The organism is Nostocoides sp. HKS02, from assembly GCF_009707485.1.
Taxonomy (GTDB): domain Bacteria; phylum Actinomycetota; class Actinomycetes; order Actinomycetales; family Dermatophilaceae; genus Pedococcus.
The window spans coordinates 2252695-2275468 of sequence record NZ_CP046121.1 but is presented as its reverse complement, the minus strand read 5'-3'; the positions used below and the strand labels follow the sequence as shown (position 1 = coordinate 2275468).

At 69.3% G+C, this 22774-nt stretch carries 19 protein-coding genes and 2 pseudogenes; 19 read left to right on the top strand and 2 right to left on the bottom strand.

What is annotated here, in order from left to right; genetic code table 11:
* Positions 1 to 36: 36 nt before the first annotated feature.
* The 6 genes and pseudogenes from araB to mmsB all read left to right on the top strand — a co-directional run bounded on the left by araB (position 37) and on the right by mmsB (position 8122).
* Positions 37 to 1723, top strand: a pseudogene (araB, locus tag GKE56_RS10900) (ribulokinase).
* Complete coding sequence (locus GKE56_RS10895; RefSeq protein ID WP_154684561.1) at positions 1720 to 2418, top strand: L-ribulose-5-phosphate 4-epimerase; 699 nt, start codon at positions 1720 to 1722, stop codon at positions 2416 to 2418. The pseudogene araB and the gene GKE56_RS10895 overlap by 4 nt, the downstream one beginning before the upstream one ends.
* A complete protein-coding gene (araA, locus tag GKE56_RS10890) occupies positions 2415 to 3914 on the top strand; it encodes an L-arabinose isomerase (protein WP_154684560.1) in 1500 nt (499 codons plus the stop codon). The genes GKE56_RS10895 and araA overlap by 4 nt, the downstream gene beginning before the upstream one ends.
* 223 nt (positions 3915 to 4137) lie before the next feature.
* A complete protein-coding gene (gene chvE / locus GKE56_RS10885) occupies positions 4138 to 5103 on the top strand; it encodes a multiple monosaccharide ABC transporter substrate-binding protein (RefSeq protein WP_154684559.1) in 966 nt (321 codons plus the stop codon).
* Between the two features lie 87 nt (positions 5104 to 5190).
* Positions 5191 to 6723, top strand: coding sequence for a multiple monosaccharide ABC transporter ATP-binding protein (mmsA, locus tag GKE56_RS10880; RefSeq protein WP_154684558.1), 1533 nt, complete (start codon positions 5191 to 5193; stop codon positions 6721 to 6723).
* A gap of 1 nt (position 6724) precedes the next feature.
* Complete coding sequence (gene mmsB / locus GKE56_RS10875) at positions 6725 to 8122, top strand: multiple monosaccharide ABC transporter permease (protein WP_154684557.1); 1398 nt, start codon at positions 6725 to 6727, stop codon at positions 8120 to 8122.
* Here mmsB and GKE56_RS10870 read toward each other — a convergent pair.
* Entirely contained in the window at positions 8109 to 9446 is a 1338-nt protein-coding gene (locus GKE56_RS10870) for an isochorismate synthase MenF (RefSeq protein WP_154684556.1), read from the bottom strand. The two genes, mmsB and GKE56_RS10870, sit on opposite strands and share 14 nt — an antisense overlap.
* Positions 9447 to 9521: 75 nt before the next feature.
* Here GKE56_RS10870 and GKE56_RS10865 point away from each other — a divergent pair, with 75 nt between their 5' ends.
* The 5 genes from GKE56_RS10865 (at position 9522) to GKE56_RS10845 (ending at position 13510) form a co-directional block, all read left to right on the top strand.
* Complete coding sequence (locus GKE56_RS10865; RefSeq protein ID WP_154684555.1) at positions 9522 to 10214, top strand: demethylmenaquinone methyltransferase; 693 nt, start codon at positions 9522 to 9524, stop codon at positions 10212 to 10214.
* Between the two features lie 103 nt (positions 10215 to 10317).
* Complete coding sequence (locus tag GKE56_RS10860; protein ID WP_230208906.1) at positions 10318 to 11640, top strand: geranylgeranyl reductase family protein; 1323 nt, start codon at positions 10318 to 10320, stop codon at positions 11638 to 11640.
* Positions 11641 to 11752: 112 nt separating this feature from the next.
* Positions 11753 to 12115, top strand: a complete 363-nt coding sequence (locus tag GKE56_RS10855; RefSeq protein ID WP_154684554.1) for an NADH-quinone oxidoreductase subunit A — start codon at positions 11753 to 11755, stop codon at positions 12113 to 12115.
* A 10-nt stretch (positions 12116 to 12125) separates the two neighbouring features.
* Entirely contained in the window at positions 12126 to 12680 is a 555-nt protein-coding gene (locus GKE56_RS10850) for an NADH-quinone oxidoreductase subunit B family protein (protein ID WP_154684553.1), read from the top strand.
* Positions 12680 to 13510, top strand: coding sequence for an NADH-quinone oxidoreductase subunit C (locus tag GKE56_RS10845; RefSeq protein ID WP_154684552.1), 831 nt, complete (start codon positions 12680 to 12682; stop codon positions 13508 to 13510). Before GKE56_RS10850 ends, GKE56_RS10845 begins: the two co-directional genes overlap by 1 nt.
* On the opposite strand, the gene GKE56_RS18275 is transcribed toward GKE56_RS10845, so the two are convergent.
* Positions 13501 to 13989 carry a hypothetical protein gene (locus GKE56_RS18275; protein ID WP_370518502.1) on the bottom strand — a complete coding sequence of 163 codons (489 nt, stop codon included), beginning with the start codon at positions 13987 to 13989 and terminating at the stop codon, positions 13501 to 13503. The two genes, GKE56_RS10845 and GKE56_RS18275, sit on opposite strands and share 10 nt — an antisense overlap.
* On the opposite strand from GKE56_RS18275, the pseudogene GKE56_RS10840 reads away from it, so the two are divergent.
* The 8 genes and pseudogenes from GKE56_RS10840 (at position 13963) to nuoK (ending at position 22763) form a co-directional block, all read left to right on the top strand.
* Positions 13963 to 14885: pseudogene (locus GKE56_RS10840) on the top strand (NADH-quinone oxidoreductase subunit D). The gene GKE56_RS18275 and the pseudogene GKE56_RS10840 sit on opposite strands and share 27 nt — an antisense overlap.
* Before the next feature lie 82 nt (positions 14886 to 14967).
* Positions 14968 to 15819 (top strand): NADH-quinone oxidoreductase subunit NuoE, encoded by an 852-nt coding sequence (gene nuoE / locus GKE56_RS10835; protein WP_154684551.1) that lies wholly within the window; start codon positions 14968 to 14970, stop codon positions 15817 to 15819.
* 5 nt (positions 15820 to 15824) lie between these two features.
* Complete coding sequence (gene nuoF, locus GKE56_RS10830; RefSeq protein WP_154684550.1) at positions 15825 to 17138, top strand: NADH-quinone oxidoreductase subunit NuoF; 1314 nt, start codon at positions 15825 to 15827, stop codon at positions 17136 to 17138.
* Positions 17135 to 19651, top strand: coding sequence for an NADH-quinone oxidoreductase subunit G (locus tag GKE56_RS10825; RefSeq protein ID WP_154684549.1), 2517 nt, complete (start codon positions 17135 to 17137; stop codon positions 19649 to 19651). Before nuoF ends, GKE56_RS10825 begins: the two co-directional genes overlap by 4 nt.
* Positions 19648 to 21081: an NADH-quinone oxidoreductase subunit NuoH gene (gene nuoH, locus GKE56_RS10820; RefSeq protein WP_370518381.1), complete on the top strand. Its 1434-nt coding sequence runs from the start codon at positions 19648 to 19650 to the stop codon at positions 21079 to 21081. The genes GKE56_RS10825 and nuoH overlap by 4 nt, the downstream gene beginning before the upstream one ends.
* The gene (nuoI, locus tag GKE56_RS10815; RefSeq protein ID WP_154684548.1) at positions 21074 to 21700 is read left to right on the top strand and encodes an NADH-quinone oxidoreductase subunit NuoI; all 627 of its coding nucleotides are present in this window, start codon (positions 21074 to 21076) and stop codon (positions 21698 to 21700) included. Before nuoH ends, nuoI begins: the two co-directional genes overlap by 8 nt.
* The gene (locus tag GKE56_RS10810; RefSeq protein WP_154684547.1) at positions 21697 to 22467 is read left to right on the top strand and encodes an NADH-quinone oxidoreductase subunit J; all 771 of its coding nucleotides are present in this window, start codon (positions 21697 to 21699) and stop codon (positions 22465 to 22467) included. The genes nuoI and GKE56_RS10810 overlap by 4 nt, the downstream gene beginning before the upstream one ends.
* Positions 22464 to 22763: an NADH-quinone oxidoreductase subunit NuoK gene (nuoK, locus tag GKE56_RS10805; RefSeq protein ID WP_154684546.1), complete on the top strand. Its 300-nt coding sequence runs from the start codon at positions 22464 to 22466 to the stop codon at positions 22761 to 22763. Before GKE56_RS10810 ends, nuoK begins: the two co-directional genes overlap by 4 nt.
* The last annotated feature ends 11 nt before the right edge of the window (positions 22764 to 22774 follow it).

The following is a 22774-nucleotide window of genomic DNA, read 5'->3' as shown; positions in this document are numbered from 1 at the left end:
ACACCGATTCCGCACCAGCTCAACGAGGAGCGTTCGATGACGAACGAAGACCACGCCGACACCTACGTCGTCGGCGTCGACTTCGGGACACTCTCCGGACGAGCCCTGGTGGTGCGCGTGCGTGACGGAGCCGAGCTGGGAACGGCGGTGACCGAGTACCCGCACGCGGTGGTCGACGCCCAGCTGCCCGGCACCGGCGAGAAGCTGCCGCCGGACTGGGCGCTGCAGGTGCCCACCGACTATGTCCACGTCCTGCGCACGGCGGTGCCGGAGGCCGTGCGGGCGGCCGGCATCGACGCCACCCAGGTCGTCGGGATCGCCACCGACTTCACGGCCTGCACGATGGTCCCCACCCTCTCCGACGGCACACCGCTCAGCGAGACGGCCGAGTTCGCCTCCAACCCGCACGCCTACGTCAAGCTGTGGCGGCACCACTCGGCCCAGGGCCAGGCCGACCGGATCACCGAGCTCGCGGCCGCCCGCGGTGAGGCATGGCTGGGCAGGTACGGCGGCCTGATCTCCTCGGAGTGGGAGTTCGCCAAAGCCCTCCAGATCCTCGAGGAGGACCCCGAGGTGTATGCCGCGATGGACCACTTCGTCGAGGCAGCGGACTGGATCGTCTGGCAGCTGTGCGGCAGGTACGTCCGCAACGCCTGCACCGCTGGCTACAAGGGGGATCTACCAGGACGGCCAGTACCCCTCGCGGGACTTCCTGGCCGCGCTCAACCCAGACTTCGAGGGCTTCGTCGACGACAAGCTGGCCCATCCCCTCGGCCAGCTCGGTGACCCAGCCGGCCGCCTCACCGCGCAGGCGGCCGAGTGGACCGGCCTGCCCGAGGGCACCGTGGTGGCGGTCGGCAACGTCGACGCCCATGTGAGCGCGCCAGCAGCGCAGGCGGTCGAGCCGGGTCAGCTGGTCGCGATCATGGGCACCTCGACCTGCCACGTCATGAGCGGTGCAGTCCTGCGCGAGGTCCCCGGCATGTGCGGCGTCGTCGACGGCGGCATCATCCCCGGCCTGTGGGGCTACGAGGCAGGGCAGTCGGGCGTCGGCGACATCTTCGGCTGGTTCGTGCGCACCGGTGTGCCGCCGGAGTACCACGCGGCGGCCCACGAGCTCGGACGTTCGGTCCACGAGCACCTGACCGCGCTGGCGTCCGGGCAGGAGGTCGGTGAGCACGGGCTGGTCGCCCTCGACTGGCACAGCGGCAACCGCTCGGTGCTCGTCGACCACGAGCTCTCCGGCCTGGTCGTGGGCCAGACCCTGGCGACCCAGCCCGAGGACATCTACCGCGCGCTCCTCGAGGCGACGGCGTTCGGTGCCCGCGTCATCGTGGAGACCTTCGCCGAGGCCGGCGTCCCTGTGACCGAGTTCGTGGTCGCCGGAGGCCTGCTGCGCAACCGGCTCCTCATGCAGATCTATGCCGATGTCCTGAACCTGCCCTTGTCGACCGTCGTGTCGGAGCAGGGTCCCGCTCTGGGCTCGGCGATCCATGCGGCCGTGGCCGCAGGCGCCTACCCCGACATCCGCAAGGCTGCGGAGGCGATGGGGGGCCGCACGGTCGCGGCATACCAGCCGGTCCCGGAGAACGTGACGGCGTACGACGCGCTCTATGAGCAGTACCGCGCGCTGCACGACCACTTCGGGCGGGGCGGCAACGACCTGATGCGCAGGCTCAAGGCCATTCGGCGCGGGGCGCTCGCCCGGGGGGCAGCCCGATGAGCGTCCTGGCGAGCTCCGCGGTGCGCGAGGCAGTCGAGCTGCTGCGCAACGACCTTGCGAACCTGCACCGCGAGCTCAGCCGCAACGAGCTGGTCGTCTGGACGGCGGGCAACGTGTCCGCCCGGGTCGAGGGCGAGCCCCTCCTGGTGATCAAGCCTTCGGGAGTCTCCTACGACGACCTCAGCGCCGAGGCCATGGTCGTCGTCGACTTCGACGGACACCTCGTCGAGGGCGCGCACCGACCGTCCTCGGACACGGCAGCGCACGCGTATGTCTACCGGCACCTGCCCGAGGTCGGTGGGGTGGTGCACACGCACTCGACCTACGCCACCGCGTGGTGTGCCCGGCGCGAGCCGATTCCGTGTGTTCTCACCATGATTGCCGACGAGTTCGGTGGCGACATCCCGGTGGGCCCGTTCGCGCTGATCGGCGACGAGTCAATCGGGCGCGGCATCGTCGAGACCCTTGCGGGCAGTCGCAGCAAGGCCGTCCTCATGGGCGGCCACGGTCCGTTCACCGTGGGCCCCACGGCACGGGCTGCGGTCAAGGCCGCCGTCATGCTTGAGGACGTCGCCCGGACCGTGCACATCGCGCGCCAGCTCGGCGAGCCTCCGCGGCTCGACCAGGCCGACATCGACCGGCTCTACGACCGGTACCAGAACGTGTACGGACAGAAGGGAAGTCCCACCCCATGACCACCCGCCCACAGATCTGGTTCCTCACGGGCAGCCAGGGCCTCTACGGCGACGACGTGCTCGAGCAGGTCGCGTCCCAGTCGCGGGGGATCTCAGACGTCCTTGCGGCTGCCGACTCGATCCCCGCCGAGATCGTCGCCAAGCCCGTCCTCACCGACGCCGCCGCCATCCGTCGCGTGATGCTCGACGCCAACAGCGACGACCGGGTCGTCGGGGTCATCGCCTGGATGCACACCTTCTCGCCGGCCAAGATGTGGATCTCCGGTCTCGACACCCTGGCCAAGCCGCTCCTGCACCTGCACACGCAGGCGGGTCGCGACCTGCCGTGGGCGACGATCGACATGGACTTCATGAACCTCAACCAAGCCGCCCACGGCGACCGCGAGTTCGGGTACATCCAGACCCGCGTGGGCGTCGCGCGCAAGACCGTCTCGGGGCACGTGAGCGACCCCCACACGGTCCGGCGGGTCGCCACGTGGGCCAGGGCCGCCACGGCATACGGGGCCCTGCGTCAGCTCAAGCTGGTCCGCTTCGGCGACAACATGCGGGGCGTCGCGGTCACCGACGGCGACAAGGTCGAGGCCGAGCTGCGCTTCGGGGTCTCCGTCAACACCCATGGCGTCAACGACCTCGTGGCCGTCGTCGACCAGGTCTCCGATGCCGAGATCGACACCCTGGTCAAGGAGTACGACGACCTCTATGCCGTCGCGCCCCAGCTGCGCGCCGGCGGCGAGCGTCACGAGTCGCTGCGCTACGGCGCGCGGATCGAGCTCGGTCTGCGCGCCTTCCTCGCCGACGGCGGGTACGGCGCCTTCACCACGAACTTCGAGGACCTGGGTGGTCTGCGCCAGCTCCCCGGCCTGGCGGTGCAACGGCTCATGGCTGACGGCTACGGCTTCGGCGGTGAGGGCGACTGGAAGACCTCGGTCATGCTGCGGACCCTCAAGGTCATGGCGGACGGGCTGCCCGGTGGCACCTCGTTCATGGAGGACTACACCTACCACCTCGAGCCCGGCCATGAGCTGATCCTCGGTGCGCACATGCTGGAGGTCTGCCCCTCCATCGCCGGCTCCAGGCCGACCCTCGAGATCCATCCGCTGGGCATCGGGGGCCGCGAGGACCCCGTCCGTCTCGTCTTCACGGCGGCCCCGGGCGCCGGCGTCGTGCTCGGCATCTCGGACCTGGGCGACCGGTTCCGCCTGACCGCCAACGAGATCGACGTCGTCGAGCCGCTGGCCGACCTGCCCAACCTCCCGGTGGCCCGGGCGGTCTGGAGCCCGCGCCCCGACCTGAGGACGTCGACCGAGTCCTGGCTCACGGCCGGCGGGCCCCACCACACCGTGCTCTCGACCGCCCTGACGGCCGAGCACCTCGGCGACTTCGCGGAGATGGCGGGCGTCGAGCTCGCCGTCATCGACGCCGAGACCACGACGCGCAGCTTCGCTCGCGAACTGCGCTGGAACAACGCCTACTACCGGCTGGCTCAGGGCCTGTGAGGCGAGCGCCTCTGGCGCACAACTGAATACGCACCACAACACTCACCACTCAGCCGGCCGATGCAGGTTGACACCACGAAATGGAGCACACAGTGCGCAGAATTCTCGCGGCAGTTGCCGTCGGAGCCCTCGCAGTCAGCCTCAGCGGCTGCGGCCGCCAGACGCAGAGCACCTCCGCCGGCGGCGGGGGGGCGCCAAGGCGAAGGGCACGATCGGCGTCGCCATGCCGACCAAGACGTCCGAACGCTGGATCAAGGACGGCGACTACATCAAGCAGCAGCTCGAGGCCGCTGGCTACAAGGTCAACCTCCAGTACGCCAACGACGACATCCCGACCCAGGTCACCCAGGTCAACGACATGGTGACCAAGGGCGACCAGGCCCTCGTCATCGCCTCGATCGACGGCACGGCCCTGAAGGGGGTCCTCAAGGAGGCCAAGGATGCCAACATCCCGGTCATCGCCTACGACCGCCTGCTGCGCGACACCGATGCCGTGAACTACTACACGACGTTCGACAACCTCAAGGTCGGCAAGCTCCAGGCCGAGTCCCTGCTCGCGGGTCTGGCGGCCAGCGGCGCCCCGAAGCCGTGGAACGTCGAGCTGTTCGCGGGCTCGCCCGACGACAACAACGCCACGTTCTTCTTCAACGGTGCCATGCAGGTGCTCCAGCCCAAGATCGCCGCCGGCGAGATCAAGATCGCCTCGGGTGAGACGGACTTCAAGACCGTCGCCACCTTGCGCTGGGACGCGGCTGTCGCCAAGAAGCGGATGGAGAACGTCCTCACCAAGGCGTACTCGAACGCCGACGTCAACGGCGTGCTGTCGCCCTACGACGGCCTGTCACGTGGCATCATCGCGGCTCTCAAGGGCGGTGGCTATGGCGCAGGCGGCAAGAAGCTCCCGGTCGTGACCGGCCAGGACGCCGAGCTGGAGTCGGTCAAGTCGATCCTCGCAGGCGAGCAGTACTCCTCGGTCTTCAAGAACACCCGCGACCTCGCGCAGGCAACGGTGAAGATGATCCAGGAGGTGCTCGACAAGAAGACCGTCACGGTGAACGACACGACGTCCTACAACAACGGGGTCAAGGCCGTCCCGACCGAGCTGCTCCAGCCCGTGGCGATCGACAAGTCCAACGCCACGGACGTGCTCACGAAGGCGAACTACTACACGGCTGACCAGCTGAAGTAGCTCGATCCACCACCCTCCCGGCGGCAGTGGCCCAGGCCGCCGCTGCCGCCGGGAGCCCCCAGCCCGACCCGTTCCGAAGGCGAGAAGATGACCTCAGCGATCCTGACGATGCGCGACATCACCAAGGAGTTCCCCGGTGTGCGGGCGCTGTCCGACGTCAACCTCACGGTGCAGCGCGGTGAGATCCACAGCATCTGCGGCGAGAACGGCGCGGGCAAGTCGACCCTCATGAAGGTGCTGTCCGGCGTCTACCCCCATGGCACGTATGCCGGCGAGATCCACTTCGACGGCGTTCCGTGCGAGTTCAAGGGGATCCGCGAGAGCGAGGCGGCCGGCATCGTCATCATCCACCAGGAGCTCGCGCTCGTGCCCGAGCTGTCGATCCTGGAGAACCTCTTCCTCGGCAACGAGCAGGCGTCGGCGGGCGTCATCGACTGGTTGGTCGCCCGCCAGCGCGCCCTCGACCTCCTGGCCCGGGTGGGCCTGCACGAGAACCCGGACACGCAGATCAAGAACATCGGGATCGGCAAGCAGCAGCTGGTCGAGATCGCCAAGGCGCTGGCCAAGGACGTCAAGCTACTCATCCTCGACGAGCCGACGGCGGCGCTCAACGACACCGACAGCCGCCACCTCCTCGACCTCCTTCGTGGCCTCAAGGCCAAGGGCATCACGTCGATCATGATCAGCCACAAGCTCGCCGAGATCGAGGAGGTCTCCGACTCGATCACCATCATCCGCGACGGCCGGACCATCGAGACCCTCGACGTGACCCGCGGCGAGGTCAACGAGGACCGCATCATCCGGGGGATGGTCGGTCGCGACCTGGACCACCGGTTCCCACCGCACGTCCCCAACGTGGGCGACCTGCTCCTGGAGATCCGCAACTGGACCGTCGGCCATCCGCAGGACTCCACCCGACTGGTCGTCAAGAACGCCACCCTCAGCATCCGCCGCGGCGAGATCGTCGGGCTCGCCGGCCTCATGGGCGCCGGACGAACCGAGCTCGCGCGCAGTGTCTTCGGGGAGTCCTACGGCTACAAGGTGAGCGGGGAGCTGGTCAAGGAGGGCGTCGCCCTGCACGCCACGACGGTCCAGCGCGCCATCGACGCCGGGCTCGCCTACGTCACCGAGGATCGCAAGAGCCTGGGACTGAACCTGCTCGACACGATCAAGGTGTCCATCACGGCGGCCGGGCTGAAGAAGATCCGCCGTCGCGGTGTGGTCGACGAGCGCGAGGAGGTGCTCGCTGCCGAGCGGTACCGCACCAGCATGAACATCAAGACGCCCTCGATCGAGGAGGGGGTGGCCAAGCTCTCCGGCGGCAACCAGCAGAAGGTCGTCCTCGGGAAGTGGATGTTCACCGAGCCGGACGTCCTGATCCTCGACGAGCCCACCCGGGGCATCGACGTGGGGGCGAAGTACGAGATCTACGAGATCATCAACCGGCTCGCCGACAGCGGTCGTGGCGTGCTCGTGATCTCCTCCGAGCTGCCCGAGCTGCTCGGCCTCTGTGACCGCATCTACACCCTCAGCGCCGGCGTCATCACCGCGGACGTCCCTCGCGAGCAGGCAGACCAAGAAGTGCTCATGCGCTACATGACCCAGCGAAAGGCAGACTGACATGGCGACCGAGACCGCCCCGGCTCCCACGGGGCAGCAGCCCACGCCACCGACGGGTTCGATCGCCCGCGAGGTGCGCAAGGCCCTCAGCGGCAACATCCGGCAGTACGGCATGATGATCGCCCTGCTCCTGCTCGTGGCGTACTTCCAGGTGTCGACGGGCGGGCTCTTCCTCGAGCCGCGCAACGTCACGTCGCTGCTCGTCCAGAACGGTTACGTCCTGATCCTCGCGATCGGCATGGTGATGGTGATCATCGCCGGGCACATCGACCTGTCGGTCGGTTCCGCGTCGGCCTTCGTCGGGGCGACCGTCGCGCTCTCCATGCAGCAGTGGCACCTGCCGTGGCCAGCAGCGATCCTCCTCGGCGTCGCCGTCGGCATCCTGGTGGGGATCTGGCAGGGCTTCTGGGTGGCCTACGTCGGGATTCCGGCGTTCATCGTCACCCTCGCCGGCATGCTGCTCTTCCGCGGGCTGGACCTGATGATCCTCAACGCCGAATCCATCCCGGTTCCCGACAGCTTCCAGAAGATGGCCAACGGCTATCTCCCGGACCTGGGCCCGGTCACCGGCTACCACAACCCCACCCTGGTGCTCACCCTCGTGGCGGTCGCGGTCATCGTCTACTTCGAGCTGCGTCGGCGCGCCGATCTGCGCAAGTACGGCATGGAGGTGCCACGCCTCGCGCTCACCGTCATCAAGCTCGTCGTGATCTGTGGCCTGCTGCTGGGGTTCGGCCTGCTGCTCGCGTCCTACAAGGGCGTCCCGGTCGTCGGTCTGATCCTCGGCGCCCTCGTGGTCCTCTACACCTTCATCACCCAGCGCACGGTGCTCGGGCGCCACATCTACGCGGTCGGCGGCAACTCCAACGCGGCCCGTCTCTCGGGGGTCGACACCCGGCGGGTCGACTTGTTCGTCATGGTGAACATGGGCCTCCTGGCGGCCATCGCCGGCATGGTCTTCACGGCATACCTCAATGCCGCCAACCCCAAGGACGGCGTGGGCTTCGAGCTCGACGCGATCGCGGCCGTGTTCGTCGGTGGTGCCGCGGTGGCAGGTGGCATCGGTACCGTCACCGGGTCGATGATCGGTGGCCTGGTCATGGGTGTGCTCAACCTGGGCTTGGCCAACATGAGCGTCGACTCCAACTTCGTCCAGATCATCAAGGGGCTCGTCCTGCTGGGTGCCGTCGCGTTCGACGTCTACTCCAAGCGACAGGGGCGCCCGAGCTTCATCGGGATGATCCTCAAGGGCCTGCAGCGCGGCGCTGGTGGCAGTGGTCCCGGTGCCTCAGGGCCCCCCGGCCCGCTGGTGGCCACCGAACCGGATGCGGACGACGGCGGCTTCCGGAACGCGAGCCGGTCGCACGCGACGATGGAGCGCACCGTCACCCAGGAGTAGCGGCGGTCAGCGCGTCGCGCATCGGCACGAGCTTGGCGTCCGACTCGGCGACCTCGGACTCCGGGTCGGAGCCGGCGACGATGCCGCACCCGGCGAACAGGCGCATCGACGAAGCGTCGGCGTCGTCGAACGCGCCGCACCGCAACGCGATCCCCCACTCGCCGTCGCCGGAGGCGTCCATCCAGCCGACCGGTCCGGCATACCGCCCACGGTCCATGCTCTCGAGCTCGGTGATCAGGGCGTCGGCCACGGCGGAGGGCGTGCCGCACACGGCCGCGCTCGGGTGCAGCGAGGCGGCCAGCGCCAGTGAGGTGGACCCGTCGGCCAGGACCCCGGCCACGTCGGTGGCGAGGTGCATGACGTTGGACAGGTGCAGGACGAACGGCGACTCGGGCACGTTCATCGACGAGCAGTGGGGGCGCAGGGCGTCGGCGACCGAGCGCACGGCGTACTCGTGCTCCTCGAGGTCCTTGCTCGACCGGGCCAACGATGCCGCCAGCGCGAGGTCGTGTGCGTCGTCCCCGGTCCGACGGATGGTGCCGGCGAGCACCCGCGAGGTGACCAGGCCCCGTTCCAGCCGCACGAGCATCTCCGGCGTCGCGCCCACCAGCCCGTCGACGGCGAAGACCCAGGTGGTGTCGTAGCGCTCGGCCAGCCGGGTGAGCAGCCAGCGCGGGTCGATGGGGGCGTCGGCGCTGACCTGCAGGTCGCGAGCGAGCACCACCTTGTCGAGGTCGCCGGCCGTGATCCGCTCGACGGCCCGCCCGACGGCGCCGGCCCACTGGGCGGGCGAGAGCGCGCCGTCAGCGAACGCGACGCCCTCGGGTTCGCGCGGGTCGGACTGCTTGGGAACGACGGGTGCCGGCAGCTCGGAGTCGGTGCCGATCGTGGTGACCCAGAACCTGCCGTCGCGGGACCCCACGACGACCTCGGGCACGACCAGGGTCGCACCGGCCGACGACCCGGCGGAGTACGACACGGAGCCGAAGGCCACCGGTCCGGTGCCCGGGAGGCGCACCTCGTCGCGCACCACCGCGCCGGCCACCACGTCTCGCCACCACTGCTGCGCCTGGGCGAAGCGGTCGGGACCGGAGGCGGTGAACTCGAGCGCCCGGCCCCAGCCGACCATGCCCTCGCCACGACGGACCCAGCTGCAGACGTGGGTCGCGTCGACATGGTCGGGGAGCAGCGACAGCAGGGCGCCCGGCGCGTCGACCTCGACCGTCCGCGCGACGGCGCGGGCCCCAGCGGGTATGCCGCGGCGCCCCGTCGTCGGTTCCGTCGCGGGCTCCGTCGCGGGTTCGGGCGTGGGCAGGCTGGTCATCTCGGGGAAAGCCTACGGCGAGGCTGTGGGACGGCCACGGCAGGCGGTCCGCGCGCCGGGTGGAAGGATGGCGCCATGACCCGCGCAAGCCTGGCCAAGGACCCCCGCGACGTCGCCGCGATGTTCGACGACGTGGCTGGCAAGTACGACCTGACCAACGACGTGCTGTCGCTCGGGCAGGACCGCCTCTGGCGGCGCGCGGTGCTGAAGGCGGTCGCGGCGCAGCCCGGTGAGACGGTGCTCGACATCGCCGCCGGTACGGGCACGAGCAGCGAGCCGTTCGCCGACCGCGGGGTGCACGTCGTGCCAGCGGACTTCTCGCTGGGCATGCTCGCCGTGGGCCACCGGCGTCGGCCGGACCTCGGCTTCACCGCCGCCGACGCGATGCGGCTGCCGTTCGCCGACGACAGCTTCGACGCCGTGACCATGTCGTTCGGGCTGCGCAATGTCGCGAGCGTCGAGGTGGCGTTGGGCGAGTTCCTGCGGGTCACCAAGCCGGGCGGCCGACTCGTCGTCTGCGAGTTCAGCCAGCCCGTCAACGCCGCGTTCCGCAAGGTCTACTCCGAGTACCTCATGCGCTCGCTGCCCACCATCGCCCGCCGCGTCAGCAGCAACCCCGAGTCCTACGTCTACCTGGCCGAGTCGATCCAGGCCTGGCCAGCGCAGCGCGAGCTGGCCACGACGGTCCGCGCCGCGGGCTGGTCCGACGTGGCCTGGCGGAACCTGACGGGCGGGGTCGTGGCGCTGCATCGTGCGACCAAGGCGTGATCGACGGACGGGTTAGGTCTGCCTCACTAGGAGGTCTCGCCACCCCGGGAATAGACTCCGGTTTTGATGTTCGTGAAGTTGTTCACAAGCGTGTGAGGCAGGCGTGACAGAGACCATCAGCGAGGCCGGTTCGAGCGCCTCGACGACGGAGAAGGCCGACGTCATCGTCGTCGGCGCCGGTCCGGCCGGGTCGGCGACCGCGGCATACCTCGCGATGACCGGACTCGACGTCCTGCTCCTCGAGAAGACGACCTTCCCCCGCGAGAAGGTCTGTGGCGACGGCCTCACGCCGCGGGCGGTCAAGGAGCTCATCACGCTCGGGATCCCCACCCCCGAGGACGACGGCTGGATCAAGAACCACGGCCTGCGCATCATCGGCGGCGGGATGCGGCTCGCCCTCCCGTGGCCCGACCTCGCGAGCTTCCCGCCGTACGGCCTCGTGCGCACCCGTCAGGACTTCGACGACATCCTCGCCAAGCACGCGGTCAAGCACGGCGCCCGGCTCCGCGAGGGCACCAACGTGACCGGCCCCATCCTCGACTCCAAGGGTGCCATCGTGGGCGTCACCGCCAAGGCGGTGGACGAGCGGGGCCGTTCGACCGGCCCCGAGCTGCGGTATGCCGCGCCGCTGGTCGTGGCCGCCGACGGCAACTCCTCGAGGCTGTCCCTGTCGATGGGTCGCGAGAAGCGCGAGGACCGCCCGATGGGCGTCGCCGTGCGGACCTACTACACGAGCCCGCGTCACGACGACGACTACCTCGAGTCCTGGCTCGAGCTGTGGTCGACCGACGACCACGGCAAGAAGGTCCTTTTGCCCGGCTATGGCTGGATCTTCGGCGTGGGCGACGGCACCTCCAACGTCGGACTGGGGATCCTCAACACCTCCAGCGCCTTCGGCAAGACCGACTACAAGGACGTCATGCGGCGCTGGGTCGCCACCATGCCCGCCGAGTGGACCTACTCCGACGAGACCATGGTCGGACCGATCCGGGGCGCTGCCCTGCCCATGGGCTTCAACCGCCAGCCGCACTACGACAACGGCCTGCTGCTCGTCGGCGACGCGGGCGGCATGGTCAACCCGTTCAACGGTGAGGGCATCGCCTACGCGATGGAGTCGGGCCGGCTGGCCGCCGAGGTCATCGCGCAGGCGTTCGCCCGGGGAACCGATGCACAGCGCGAACGCGTGCTGCAGTCCTATCCCAAGGTCATGGGCGACGCGCTGGGCGGGTACTACACACTGGGCCGGTACTTCGCCAAGATGATCGGCAACCCCGAGGTGATGCGCCTGGCCACCAAGTACGGCCTGCCCCGCACCACCCTCATGAAGTTCCTGCTCAAGGTCATGGCCAATCTCGCCGAACCGCATGGGGGCGACGCGAGCGACCGGCTGATCATGGCCCTGTCGAAGATGGCGCCGGACGCATGACCCGGCGTGCATTCTCTCGGTGCGCCCCTAGGATTGGGCCGCACTGCACGCGAGCGCGAGACGCGGTCGGCATGTCAGTCGGTAACGACAACGGAAGGGGAGTGGCACGGCGATGACGAACCCCTACGTCCCGTTGCTTTTCCTGCTGGCCATCGGTGGCGGCTTCGCGGTGTTCTCCGTGTTCGCCGCCGCGATCTCGGGGCCGAAGCGTTACAACCGGGCCAAGCTCGACGCCTACGAGTGCGGCATCGAGCCGACGCCCCACGCCGCCGGCGGTGGCCGGGTGCCGATCAAGTACTACCTGACCGCGATGCTCTTCATCATCTTCGACATCGAGTCGGTGTTCCTCTACCCGTTCGCGGTGGCCTTCGCCCGGCTCGGGCTGTTCGCCCTCGTCGAGATGGTGCTGTTCATCCTGACCGTCTTCGTGGCCTACGCCTATGTGTGGCGCCGCGGTGGGCTCGACTGGGACTGACGAGGACAACATGGGAATCGAAGAGAAGCTCCCGGCAGGGTTCCTGCTGACGACGGTCGAGCAGCTCGCGGGCTACATGCGCAAGAGCTCGGTGTGGCCGGCCACGTTCGGCCTCGCCTGCTGTGCCATCGAGATGATGGCCGTGGGCACGCCCGACTACGACATCGCCCGGTTCGGCATGGAGCGGTTCTCCGCGACGCCGCGCCAGGCCGACCTGATGATCGTCGCCGGACGCGTCAGCCAGAAGATGGCTCCGGTCGTGCGCCAGGTCTACGACCAGATGCCCGAGCCCAAGTGGGTCATCTCGATGGGCGTGTGCGCCAGCTCCGGCGGCATGTTCAACAACTACGCGATCGTCCAGGGCGTCGACCACATCATCCCCGTCGACGTCTACCTCCCCGGCTGTCCGCCCCGGCCCGAGATGCTGCTCAACGCGATCCTGACGCTCCACGACCAGATCCAGAACAGCAAGCTCGGCGTCAACCGCGTCGCTGCCGCCCGGGCCGCCGAGGCCGCCGCGCTCACCGCGACGCCCACGCACCAGATGAAAGGCCTTCTCGCGTAATGGCTGAGAACGCGAAGTCCCCCAAGGACGCGAAGCCGTCCAAGGACGCCGGGCCCGACCAGCCGGCCGCCGAGATCGCTGGGTCCACCATCGGTGACCAGCCGGGTGCGGTCGTCGACCGTGAGACCGGCGAGCGGCTGCCTGCCGCGCCGGGCACCGTTCCCGACCCGGTCGTCATCGGCGAGCGCCGGGGCATGTTCGGCGCCCGTGATGCCGGAGACACCTCCGGCTACGGCGGCCTCGTGCGCCCCGTGTTGTTCCCCGCCGCCGCCGTGCGGCCCTATGGCGGCTACTTCGACGAGGTCGCCGACCAGCTCGAGCGGGGCCTCGTCGGGGGTGCCGCGTCCTACTCCGAGGCGGTCGAGCGAGTCGTGGTCGACCGCGGCGAGCTGACCCTGTTCGTCAGGCGCGAGCACCTCCCCGCCGTCGCCCGCACGCTCCGCGACGACCCCGCGCTGCGGTTCGAGATGTGCACGGGCGTCTCCGGGGTGCACTACCCCAGCCAGGAGGGGCGCGAGCTCCACGCCGTCTACCACTTCCTCTCGATCACCCATGGCGGGCGCCGGGTGCGCGTCGAGGTGACCGCTCCCGACGAGGACCCGCACATCCCGTCGATCGTCGAGATCTATCCGGCGAACGACTGGCACGAGCGCGAGACCTGGGACATGTTCGGCATCCAGTTCGACGGTCACCCCTCGCTCACCCGCATCCTCATGCCGGACGACTGGCCGGGCCACCCGCAGCGCAAGGACTACCCCCTTGGCGGCATCCCGGTCGAGTACAAGGGCGCCACCATCCCGCCGCCGGACCAGCGGAGGTCCTACATCTGATGAGCACCACCGACCCCATCACCCAGCCCGCCGGCGACACCGACATCTACGCCACCTCCGGCGCAGACGCCGCTGCTGCCGAGGGCGCCCACGTCTTCAACGCCACCGGTGGCGACTGGGACCAGCTCGTCGACGAGGCCGCTGCGCTCCACGAGGAGCGCATCGTCGTCAACATGGGTCCCCAGCACCCGTCGACCCACGGCGTGCTGCGACTCATCCTCGAGCTCGACGGTGAGACCGTGACCGAGACCCGTGCGGGCATCGGTTACCTCCACACCGGCATCGAGAAGAACATGGAGTTCCGCACCTGGACCCAGGGCGTGACGTTCTGCACGCGGATGGACTACCTCACCCCGTTCTTCAACGAGGCCGCGTTCTGCCTCGCCGTCGAGAAGCTGCTCGGCATCACCGACCAGATCCCCGAGCGGGCCAGTGTCATCCGGGTGCTGCTCATGGAGCTCAACCGCATCACGTCCCACCTCGTGGCCCTGGCCACGGGTGGCATGGAGATGGGCGCGACCACCGTGATGACGGTCGGCTTCCGCGAGCGGGAGCGCATCCTGGCCATCTTCGAGATGATCACCGGGCTGCGCATGAACAACGCGTTCATCCGGCCCGGCGGTGTGGCCCAGGACCTCCCCCCGGCGCCATCGACAAGGTGCGCGACACGATTCCGTTGGTGCGCAAGGGTCTGGGCGAGCTCGAGCTGCTGCTCAACGAGAACCCCATCCTCAAGGGGCGCACCACCGACGTCGGCTACCTCGACCTGTCGGGCTGCATGGCCCTGGGTATCACCGGGCCGATGCTGCGGTCGACGGGCCTGCCCCACGACCTGCGCAAGCTGGACCCCTACTGCGGCTACGAGACCTACGAGTTCGAGGTCATCACGCGCACCGAGGCTGATGCCTACGCCCGCCTGCGCATCCGCATCGACGAGATGTACGAGTCGCTCAAGATCGCCGAGCAGTGCATCGACCGGCTGCAGGCCAACCCCGGGCCGGTGATGGTCCAGGACAAGAAGATCGCCTGGCCTGCCCAGCTCGCCATCGGCAGCGACGGCATGGGCAACAGCCTCGACCACATCCGCGAGATCATGGGCACCTCGATGGAGTCCCTCATCCACCACTTCAAGCTGGTCACCGAGGGCTTCCGGGTGCCGCCCGGTCAGGCGTACGCCGCGATCGAGAGCCCCAAGGGCGAGCTTGGCTGCCACGCGGTGTCCGACGGCGGCACGCGCCCCTACCGCGCGCACTTCCGCGACCCGTCGTTCAACAACCTGCAGGCCACGGCCGTGATGTGCGAAGGCAGCCAGATCGCCGATGTCATCGTCGCGGTCGCCTCGATCGACCCCGTCATGGGAGGCGTGGACCGATGAGCGCGACAGGTCGTGAGGATCGCAGCGAGCTCCAGCGAGCGAGGACCGGAGCGTCCGTCGTTGCGCGAAAGGACAAGCACTGATGGAGCACTACGGAGTTCAGACCGCGGCAGGACACCTGACCGTCGCTGCGGAGTCCAAGGAGCCGTATGCCGCCGACGTGCTGGCCAGCCTCCACGAGGACGCCGCGCAGGTCGTCGCCCGCTACCCGCAGAAGCGTTCGGCGCTGCTGCCGCTGTTGCACCTCGTGCAGAGCGTCGACGGCTACGTCACGGGCCGCGGCATCGAGTTCTGCGCCGAGGTCCTCGACCTGAGCATGGCGGAGGTGTCCGGCGTCGCGACGTTCTACACCCAGTACAAGCGCCACCCCAACGGCGAGTACACCGTCGGCGTCTGCACCAACACGCTCTGCGCGATCATGGGCGGCGACCAGATCTGGGACGAGGTCTCCGAGCACCTCGGCATCGGCCACGACGAGACCACCCCCGACGGCAAGATCACCCTCGAGCGCGTCGAGTGCAACGCGGCGTGCGACTACGCGCCGGTCGTCATGGCCAACTGGGAGTTCTTCGACAACCAGACCCCGGAGTCGACCAAGCAGCTCGTCGACGACCTGCGGTCCGGTGCCGACGTCACGCCCAGCCGCGGCCCGTCCCGGGTCTGCACCTTCACGCAGGTCTCCCGGGTGCTCGCCGGCTTCAACGACGGCCTCGCGGACGAGGGCGTCGGCGCAGGCCCCGCGTCGCTCGAGGGACTTCGGGTCGCCCGTGAGCACGACTGGACGGCCCCCAACGGCACGCCTGCGCGGCATACGGCCGAGGTGCCGGCGGACAGCGCGCCCGGTGGCGTCGCCCGCGGTCGCCACAGCTCCACCGACACGCCGTCCAACGCCGCCGACACGTTGCCGGGCATGCCGCCGGCCGAGGGGAAGTGACGTCTGTGACCACCACGCTCACCCCGATCCTCACCAAGTTCTGGGATGACCCCCAGTCCTGGACGCTCGAGACCTACGAGCGCAACGAGGGCTACCAGGCGCTGAAGAAGGCGCTGGGCATGAAGCCGGCCGACCTGGTCCAGATGACCAAGGACTCCGGGCTGCGCGGCCGTGGCGGCGCGGGCTTCCCGACCGGCATGAAGTGGGGCTTCCTGCCCCCGCCCGACGGTGGCCCCCGCTACCTCGTGGTCAACGCCGACGAGTCCGAACCGGGCACCTGCAAGGACATCCCGCTGATGATGGCGGCGCCGCAGTTCCTCATCGAGGGCTGTGTCATCACGTCCTATGCCATCGGCTGCAACCACGCCTTCATCTACCTGCGCGGTGAGGTGGTCCACGTCTACCGCCGGCTGCTGCGCGCGGTCGAGGAGGCGTATGCCGCGGGCCACCTCGGCACGAACATCCACGGCTCGGGCTTCGACCTCGACATCACCGTGCACGCGGGTGCCGGCGCCTACATCTGTGGCGAGGAGACCGCGCTGCTCGACAGCCTCGAAGGCCGTCGCGGCCAGCCGCGCCTCAAGCCGCCGTTCCCCGCCGTGGCCGGGCTCTACGCCCGCCCGACCGTCGTCAACAACGTCGAGTCGATCGCCTCGGTCCCGCCGATCCTGCTGCACGGCGCCGACTGGTTCTCCGGCATGGGCACCGCGAAGTCCCAGGGTTTCGGCATCTTCAGCCTCTCGGGTCACGTCAAGCGTCCCGGCCAGTACGAAGCGCCGCTCGGCATCACCCTGCGCGAGCTGCTCGACATGGCCGGTGGCATGCGCGACCCCAACAAGAAGCTCAAGTTCTGGACGCCGGGTGGCTCGTCGACGCCGCTGTTCACCGACGAGCACCTCGACACCCCACTCGATTTCGAGTCGGTGGCCGCCGCCGGGTCGATGCTCGGCACCCGGGCGCTGCAGATCTTCGACGAGACGACCTGTGTCGTGCGGGCCGTCGACCGCTGGACCGACTTCTACAAGCACGAGTCCTGCGGCAAGTGCACCCCGTGCCGCGAGGGCACGTGGTGGCTCAAGCAGATCCTCGGTCGGCTCGAGCACGGCCACGGAGACGAAGAGGATCTCGAGAAGCTCCTCGACATCTGCGACAACATCCTGGGCCGCAGTTTCTGTGCGCTCGGTGACGGCGCGACCAGCCCCATCACGAGCAGCATCCAGTACTTCCGCGAGGAGTACCTCGCCCACCTGGAGCACCAGGGCTGCCCGTTCGACCCCCGAGAGTCCACCCTGTTCGCCAAGGATTCGGTATCCGCATGACTGTGACCACGAGCCCCAGCGCGGGCGGCAACGCCGTCAGCACGGGCGGCGACGCCTCGACCCCTCCGCCCGTCGACTTGGTGAACCTCACCATCGACGGCGTCGCGGTGTCGGTGCCGAAGAACACCCTGGTGATCCGCGCGGCCGAGCAGATCGGCGTCGAGATCCCGCGGTTCTGCGACCACCCGCTGCTCGAGCCCGTGGGCGCCTGCCGCCAGTGCCTCGTCGACGTGGCCACGCCCGGCCCCGACGGGACGCTGCGGCCGATGCCCAAGCCCCAGGCCTCCTGCACCATGGCGGTGTCCGAGGGCATGGAGGTCAAGACGCAGCTGACCTCCAAGGTCGCCGATAAGGCGCAGCAGGGCGTCATGGAGCTGCTGCTCATCAACCACCCGCTGGACTGCCCGGTCTGCGACAAGGGTGGCGAGTGCCCCCTGCAGAACCAGGCGATGAGCAACGGTCGTGCGGTCTCCCGGTTCGAGGACGTCAAGCGCACGTACCCCAAGCCGATCAACATCTCCTCGCAGGTCCTGCTCGACCGCGAACGGTGCGTGCTGTGCGCGCGCTGCACCCGCTTCTCCGACCAGATCGCCGGTGACCCGTTCATCGCGCTGGTCGAGCGGGGCGCCCTCCAGCAGGTCGGCATCTACGAGGAGAAGCCGTTCGAGTCGTACTTCTCCGGCAACACGGTGCAGATCTGCCCCGTGGGCGCGCTGACCGGCGCGGCATACCGGTTCCGCAGCCGCCCCTTCGACCTGGTCTCCACCCCGAGCGTGTGCGAGCACTGCGCCTCCGGCTGCGCCATCCGCACCGACCACCGCCGTGGCGTCGTCCTGCGCCGGATGGCGATCAACGACCCGGCGGTCAACGAGGAGTGGAACTGCGACAAGGGCCGGTGGGCCTTCCAGTCCGCCACCACGGGCGACCGGTTCGCGTTCCCGATGGTCCGCGACGAGCTCGGCGAGCTTCAGGTCGCCTCGTGGCCGGAGGCGCTCGCCGCCGCCGCCGCCGGTCTCAAGGCCGCGCGCAGCGTCGGAGTGCTCACCGGTGGCCGGGTGTCCGTCGAGGACGCCTACATCTACGGCAAGTTCGCCCGCGCGGTCCTCGCGACGAACGACATCGACTTCCGGGCCCGGCCGCACTCGGCCGAGGAGGCCGACTTCCTGGCCTCGACGGTCGTCGCCACGGGGCCCGACGGTGGCTCGGTGACGTACGCCGATCTCGAGCACGCCAAGGCCGTGGTCCTCGTGGGCTTCGAGCCCGAGGAGGAGAGCCCGATCGTCTTCCTGCGCCTGCGCAAGGCGACTCGCAGGAACAAGACCGCGGTGTATGCCGTGGCCCCCTTCGCCACGCGTGGCCTCGCCAAGCTGGGCGGCACGCTCATCCCGGCCGCCCCCGGCACCGAGGCAGAGGTGCTGCGTGCCCTCGGCGAAGGGGCCACCGGCGACGGTGTCGCCGCGTCCGCCACTGCCGCGGCCCAGGCCCTCCGGGCCGAGGGCGCGATCATCCTCGTCGGCGAGCGCCTGGCCACCGTGCCTGGGGCGCTGTCGGCAGCAGCTGCCCTCGCGACGGCTCACGGAGCCCGGCTGGCCTGGGTGCCCCGTCGAGCCGGCGAGCGCGGTGCGCTCGAAGCCGGTGCGCTCCCGGGCCTGCTGCCCGGTGGCCGTCCGGTCGCCGAGTCCGCGGCCCGTGAGCAGGTGGCCGAGACCTGGGACGTCGTCGGGCTGCCCGACGCGCCGGGTCGCGACACCGCCGGCATCATCGAGGCGGCCACGACCGGCCAGGTCGACGCCCTGGTCGTCGGTGGAGTGGACGCAGCCGACCTCGCCGACGCCCGCTCCGAAGAGGCCCTCGCGAAGACCTTCGTCGTGTCGCTCGACTACCGCCCGTCGTCGGTGACCGAGGTCGCCGACGTCGTCCTGCCCGTGGCGCCGCACGCCGAGAAGGGCGGCACGTTCGTCGACTGGGAGGGGCGCCCGCGCTCGTTCCACGCGGCGCTCGAGACCGCGGCCCAGTCCGACTACCGCGTGCTCGACATGCTCGCCTCCGAGATGGGGTCGTTCCTCGGCGCCCGCACCCTCGCCGAGGTCCGTGCCGAGATGGCCGCCCTCGGCCCGTGGGCCGGACAGCGACCGAGTGCCCCCGACGTTCCGGTGGGCGAGGTCCCGAGCGCCGGGGCCGGCGAAGCCGTGCTGGCCACCTGGCACCACCTGCTCGACGAGGGATCCCTCCAGGACGGCGAGCCGTTCCTCGCGGGCACCGCCGCGCGACCCGTCGCCCGGGTCTCCGCGGTCACTGCCGAGGCGTGCGGCCTGACCGACGGCTCCGACGTCGTGGTGTCCCTCGACGCGCATCGCATCACGCTGCGGCTGCTCGTGACCGAGGGCATGGTCGACCACGTGGTCTGGCTGCCCACGAACTCCGAGGGCAGCCGGGTCCGTACTCCGGGCGGCGCAGTCGTCGGGCTGAGCCCAGCGCCGTCCTCCACCCAGACAAGTGAGGTCAGCCCGTGAGCACCGCGACGTATGCCGCGCAGGCCGTCACCGGCATACCGCACCTCGTGGCGGGCGCCGCCGCGAACGCGCCGTTCATCGACAACCCCAAGACCGACTTCAGCGACACCCCGTGGTGGCTGCACCTGGTCAAGGCGCTGCTGGTCTTCGTCTTCCTGCTGCTCAACACGCTGCTCGTGATCTGGTTCGAGCGGCGCGTCATCGGCCGCATGCAGCAGCGTCCCGGGCCCAACCGCACGGGCCCGTTCGGCCTGCTCCAGACGCTGGCCGACGGCATCAAGCTGGCGCTCAAGGAGGACCTGACCCCCAAGAACGCCGACAAGGTCGTCTTCGCGCTGGCCCCGGCCATCGCGGGCGCCATGGCCTTCGTGTCCTTCGCGATCATCCCGATGGGGCCGAGCGTCTGGATGTTCGGCCACCACACCCCGCTGCAGCTCACCGACCTGCCGGTCGCCGTGCTGCTGGTGCTCGCCGTCGCCGGCGTCGGCGTCTACGGCATCGTCCTGGCTGGCTGGTCGTCCGGGTCGACGTACCCGCTGCTCGGCGGTCTGCGCTCCACCGCCCAGGTCATCTCCTACGAGATCGCCATGGGCCTGTCGCTCGTCGCGGTGTTCATCTACAGCGGGTCCATGTCGACCTCGCAGATCGTCTACGCACAGCGGAGTCTCTGGTACGTCATCCCGCTCATCCCGAGCTTCTTCGTCTACGTCGTGACGATGGTCGGCGAGACCAACCGCCTGCCGTTCGACCTCGCCGAGGGTGAGGGCGAGCTCACCGGTGGGTTCCACACCGAGTACTCCTCGCTGAAGTTCGCGATGTTCTTCCTCGGCGAGTACGTCAACATGTTCACCGTCTCGGCGCTGGCCACGACGATGTTCCTCGGAGGCTGGCAGGCGCCTCCCGGCATCTCCGCGATCAACGACGGCATGTTCAACCACGCCTGGTGGGGCCTGCTGTGGTTCGTCATCAAGCTCTGGCTCTTCATGTTCGTCTTCGTCTGGCTCCGGGGCTCGCTGCCACGCGTCCGGTACGACCAGTTCATGCGGTTCGGCTGGAAGTTCCTGATCCCGGTCACGTTGGCCTGGGTCGTGGTCGCCGCGTTCATCCGGGCGAGCCAGCTCGGCTTCATCGCGGGGCCGACGTTCACGCTCCGCGGACGCCAGTACCCGCTGTTGAGCTTCATCTTCGTCGTGGTCGTCGCCGGTGCGGTGCTGCTCGCCTACTACGTGTGGGAGGGCAAGGCGGCCGACGCCCGGGCTGCCCGCGAGGTCGCCCCACCGGAGGAGATCGACCCGTTCGCGGGTGGGTACCCCGTGCCGCCCCTGCCTGGCCAGCGGCTCAAGGAGCCGACCCTGAGCATCAGGGACCGAGCCCCCGACCAGCGAGCCCCCGACCAGCGCGCACCCGAGAAGGAGGCCACTCGTGGTTGATCGAGGAGCTGAAGACCAGAAGAAGGGCGGGTTCTTCGCCGACCTGTTCGCCCCCGTCGGCGGATTCGGCGTCACCTTCGCCACCATGTTCCGCAAGCTGGAGACCGAGGAGTACCCGGAGGAGAAGCGGCCGACCCAGCCGCGGTTCCACGGGCGCCACCAGCTGAACCGCCACCCTGACGGGCTGGAGAAGTGCGTGGGGTGCGAGCTGTGCGCGTGGGCCTGCCCGGCCGACGCCATTCTCGTCGAGGGCGCCTCCAACACCGAGGAAGCTCGGTTCTCGCCTGGTGAGCGCTATGGCCGCGTCTACCAGATCAACTACCTGCGCTGCATCTTCTGTGGTCTGTGCATCGAGGCGTGCCCGACGCGGGCGCTCACCATGACGAACTTCTATGAGCTGGCCGACAACAACCGCGCCGACCTCATCTTCACCAAGGAGCAGCTGCTCGCGCCGCTGCTCGAAGGGATGCTGCCCGCCCCGCACCCCATGGTCGACGGCCTCGAGGAGCGCGACTACTACCAGGGCAAGGTCAGCCGGGCCACGCCCGAGCAGGCGGCTTGGGTGGATGCCCACCCGGACACCCAGCCCGCCCCCGCGCAGGAAGGACAGGGCGCATGACGGGCCTCGGCGAAGAGGTGATGTTCTGGGTCCTGGGGCCGATCAGCGTCCTTGCGGCGACCGGCCTGCTCTTTGCCAAGAAGGCTGTCCACGCAGCCTTGGGCATGGCGCTGGTGATGATCAACCTCGGCATCTTCTACATCGCCGAGCAGGCCGACTTCCTCGGCATCATCCAGATCTTCGTCTACACCGGCGCAGTCATGATGCTGTTCCTGTTCGTGCTCATGCTCGTCGGTGTCGACTCCTCGGACTCGCTCGTCGAGACGCTCAAGGGCCAGAAGTGGGCGGCCCTGCTGCTCAGCCTCGGCCTGGCTGCGCTGATCTTCTCGGCCGTGGGCCGCGTGCAGTTCGGCCCGGCGAAGGGCCTGTCCGCGGTGAACACGACCAAGGGCAACGTCAGCGCCGTCGCCGAGCTGATCTTCGGCCAGTACGTCTGGGTCTTCGAGATCACCTCGGCGCTGCTCATCACGGCCGCCCTGGGTGCGATGGTGCTCGCCCACCGCGAGCGCCTCGGCATCAAGCCGAGCCAGCGGCAGTGGTCTGAGCGCCGTATCCTCCAGAACCGCAACGTCGCCGGCCTGCCGGCCCCCGGTGTCTACGCCCGCCACAACGCCGTCGACACGCCGGCCCTGCTGCCCGACGGCAGCCCGAGCGAGCTGTCCGTCTCCCGCGTGCTCAGCGCGCGTGAGCAGGTCACGGTCCCGACCCGACACGTCGATGCGGAGCACGCCATCGAGCGCGACCTCAAGGAGGGCGAGACCCGATGAACCTCGTCAACTACATCTACCTCTCCTCGCTGCTGTTCGCGATCGGCGGCGCCACCGTGCTCATGCGACGCAACGCCATCGTCGTGTTCATGGGGGTCGAGCTGATGCTCAACGCGACCAACCTGATGTTCGTGACGTTCGCGCGGATGCACGGCAACCTCGACGGCCAGGTGATCGCCCTGTTCGTCATGGTGGTCGCGGCTGCCGAGGTCGTCGTCGGACTGGCGATCATCATCGCCATCTTCCGTGCCCGCCGCTCGGCCTCGGTCGACGACGCCAACCTGCTGAAGCTGTAGAAGGGGCCGAC

Coding starts and splice junctions, on each gene's coding strand:
- GKE56_RS10895 (WP_154684561.1), top strand. CDS start 1,720: ATGAGCGTCCTGGCGAGCTCCGCGGTGCGCGAGGCAGTCGAGCTGCTG.
- araA (WP_154684560.1), top strand. CDS start 2,415: ATGACCACCCGCCCACAGATCTGGTTCCTCACGGGCAGCCAGGGCCTC.
- chvE (WP_154684559.1), top strand. CDS start 4,138: ATGCCGACCAAGACGTCCGAACGCTGGATCAAGGACGGCGACTACATC.
- mmsA (WP_154684558.1), top strand. CDS start 5,191: ATGACCTCAGCGATCCTGACGATGCGCGACATCACCAAGGAGTTCCCC.
- mmsB (WP_154684557.1), top strand. CDS start 6,725: ATGGCGACCGAGACCGCCCCGGCTCCCACGGGGCAGCAGCCCACGCCA.
- GKE56_RS10870 (WP_154684556.1), bottom strand. CDS start 9,446: ATGACCAGCCTGCCCACGCCCGAACCCGCGACGGAGCCCGCGACGGAA.
- GKE56_RS10865 (WP_154684555.1), top strand. CDS start 9,522: ATGACCCGCGCAAGCCTGGCCAAGGACCCCCGCGACGTCGCCGCGATG.
- GKE56_RS10855 (WP_154684554.1), top strand. CDS start 11,753: ATGACGAACCCCTACGTCCCGTTGCTTTTCCTGCTGGCCATCGGTGGC.
- GKE56_RS10850 (WP_154684553.1), top strand. CDS start 12,126: ATGGGAATCGAAGAGAAGCTCCCGGCAGGGTTCCTGCTGACGACGGTC.
- GKE56_RS10845 (WP_154684552.1), top strand. CDS start 12,680: ATGGCTGAGAACGCGAAGTCCCCCAAGGACGCGAAGCCGTCCAAGGAC.
- nuoE (WP_154684551.1), top strand. CDS start 14,968: ATGGAGCACTACGGAGTTCAGACCGCGGCAGGACACCTGACCGTCGCT.
- GKE56_RS10825 (WP_154684549.1), top strand. CDS start 17,135: ATGACTGTGACCACGAGCCCCAGCGCGGGCGGCAACGCCGTCAGCACG.
- GKE56_RS10810 (WP_154684547.1), top strand. CDS start 21,697: ATGACGGGCCTCGGCGAAGAGGTGATGTTCTGGGTCCTGGGGCCGATC.
- nuoK (WP_154684546.1), top strand. CDS start 22,464: ATGAACCTCGTCAACTACATCTACCTCTCCTCGCTGCTGTTCGCGATC.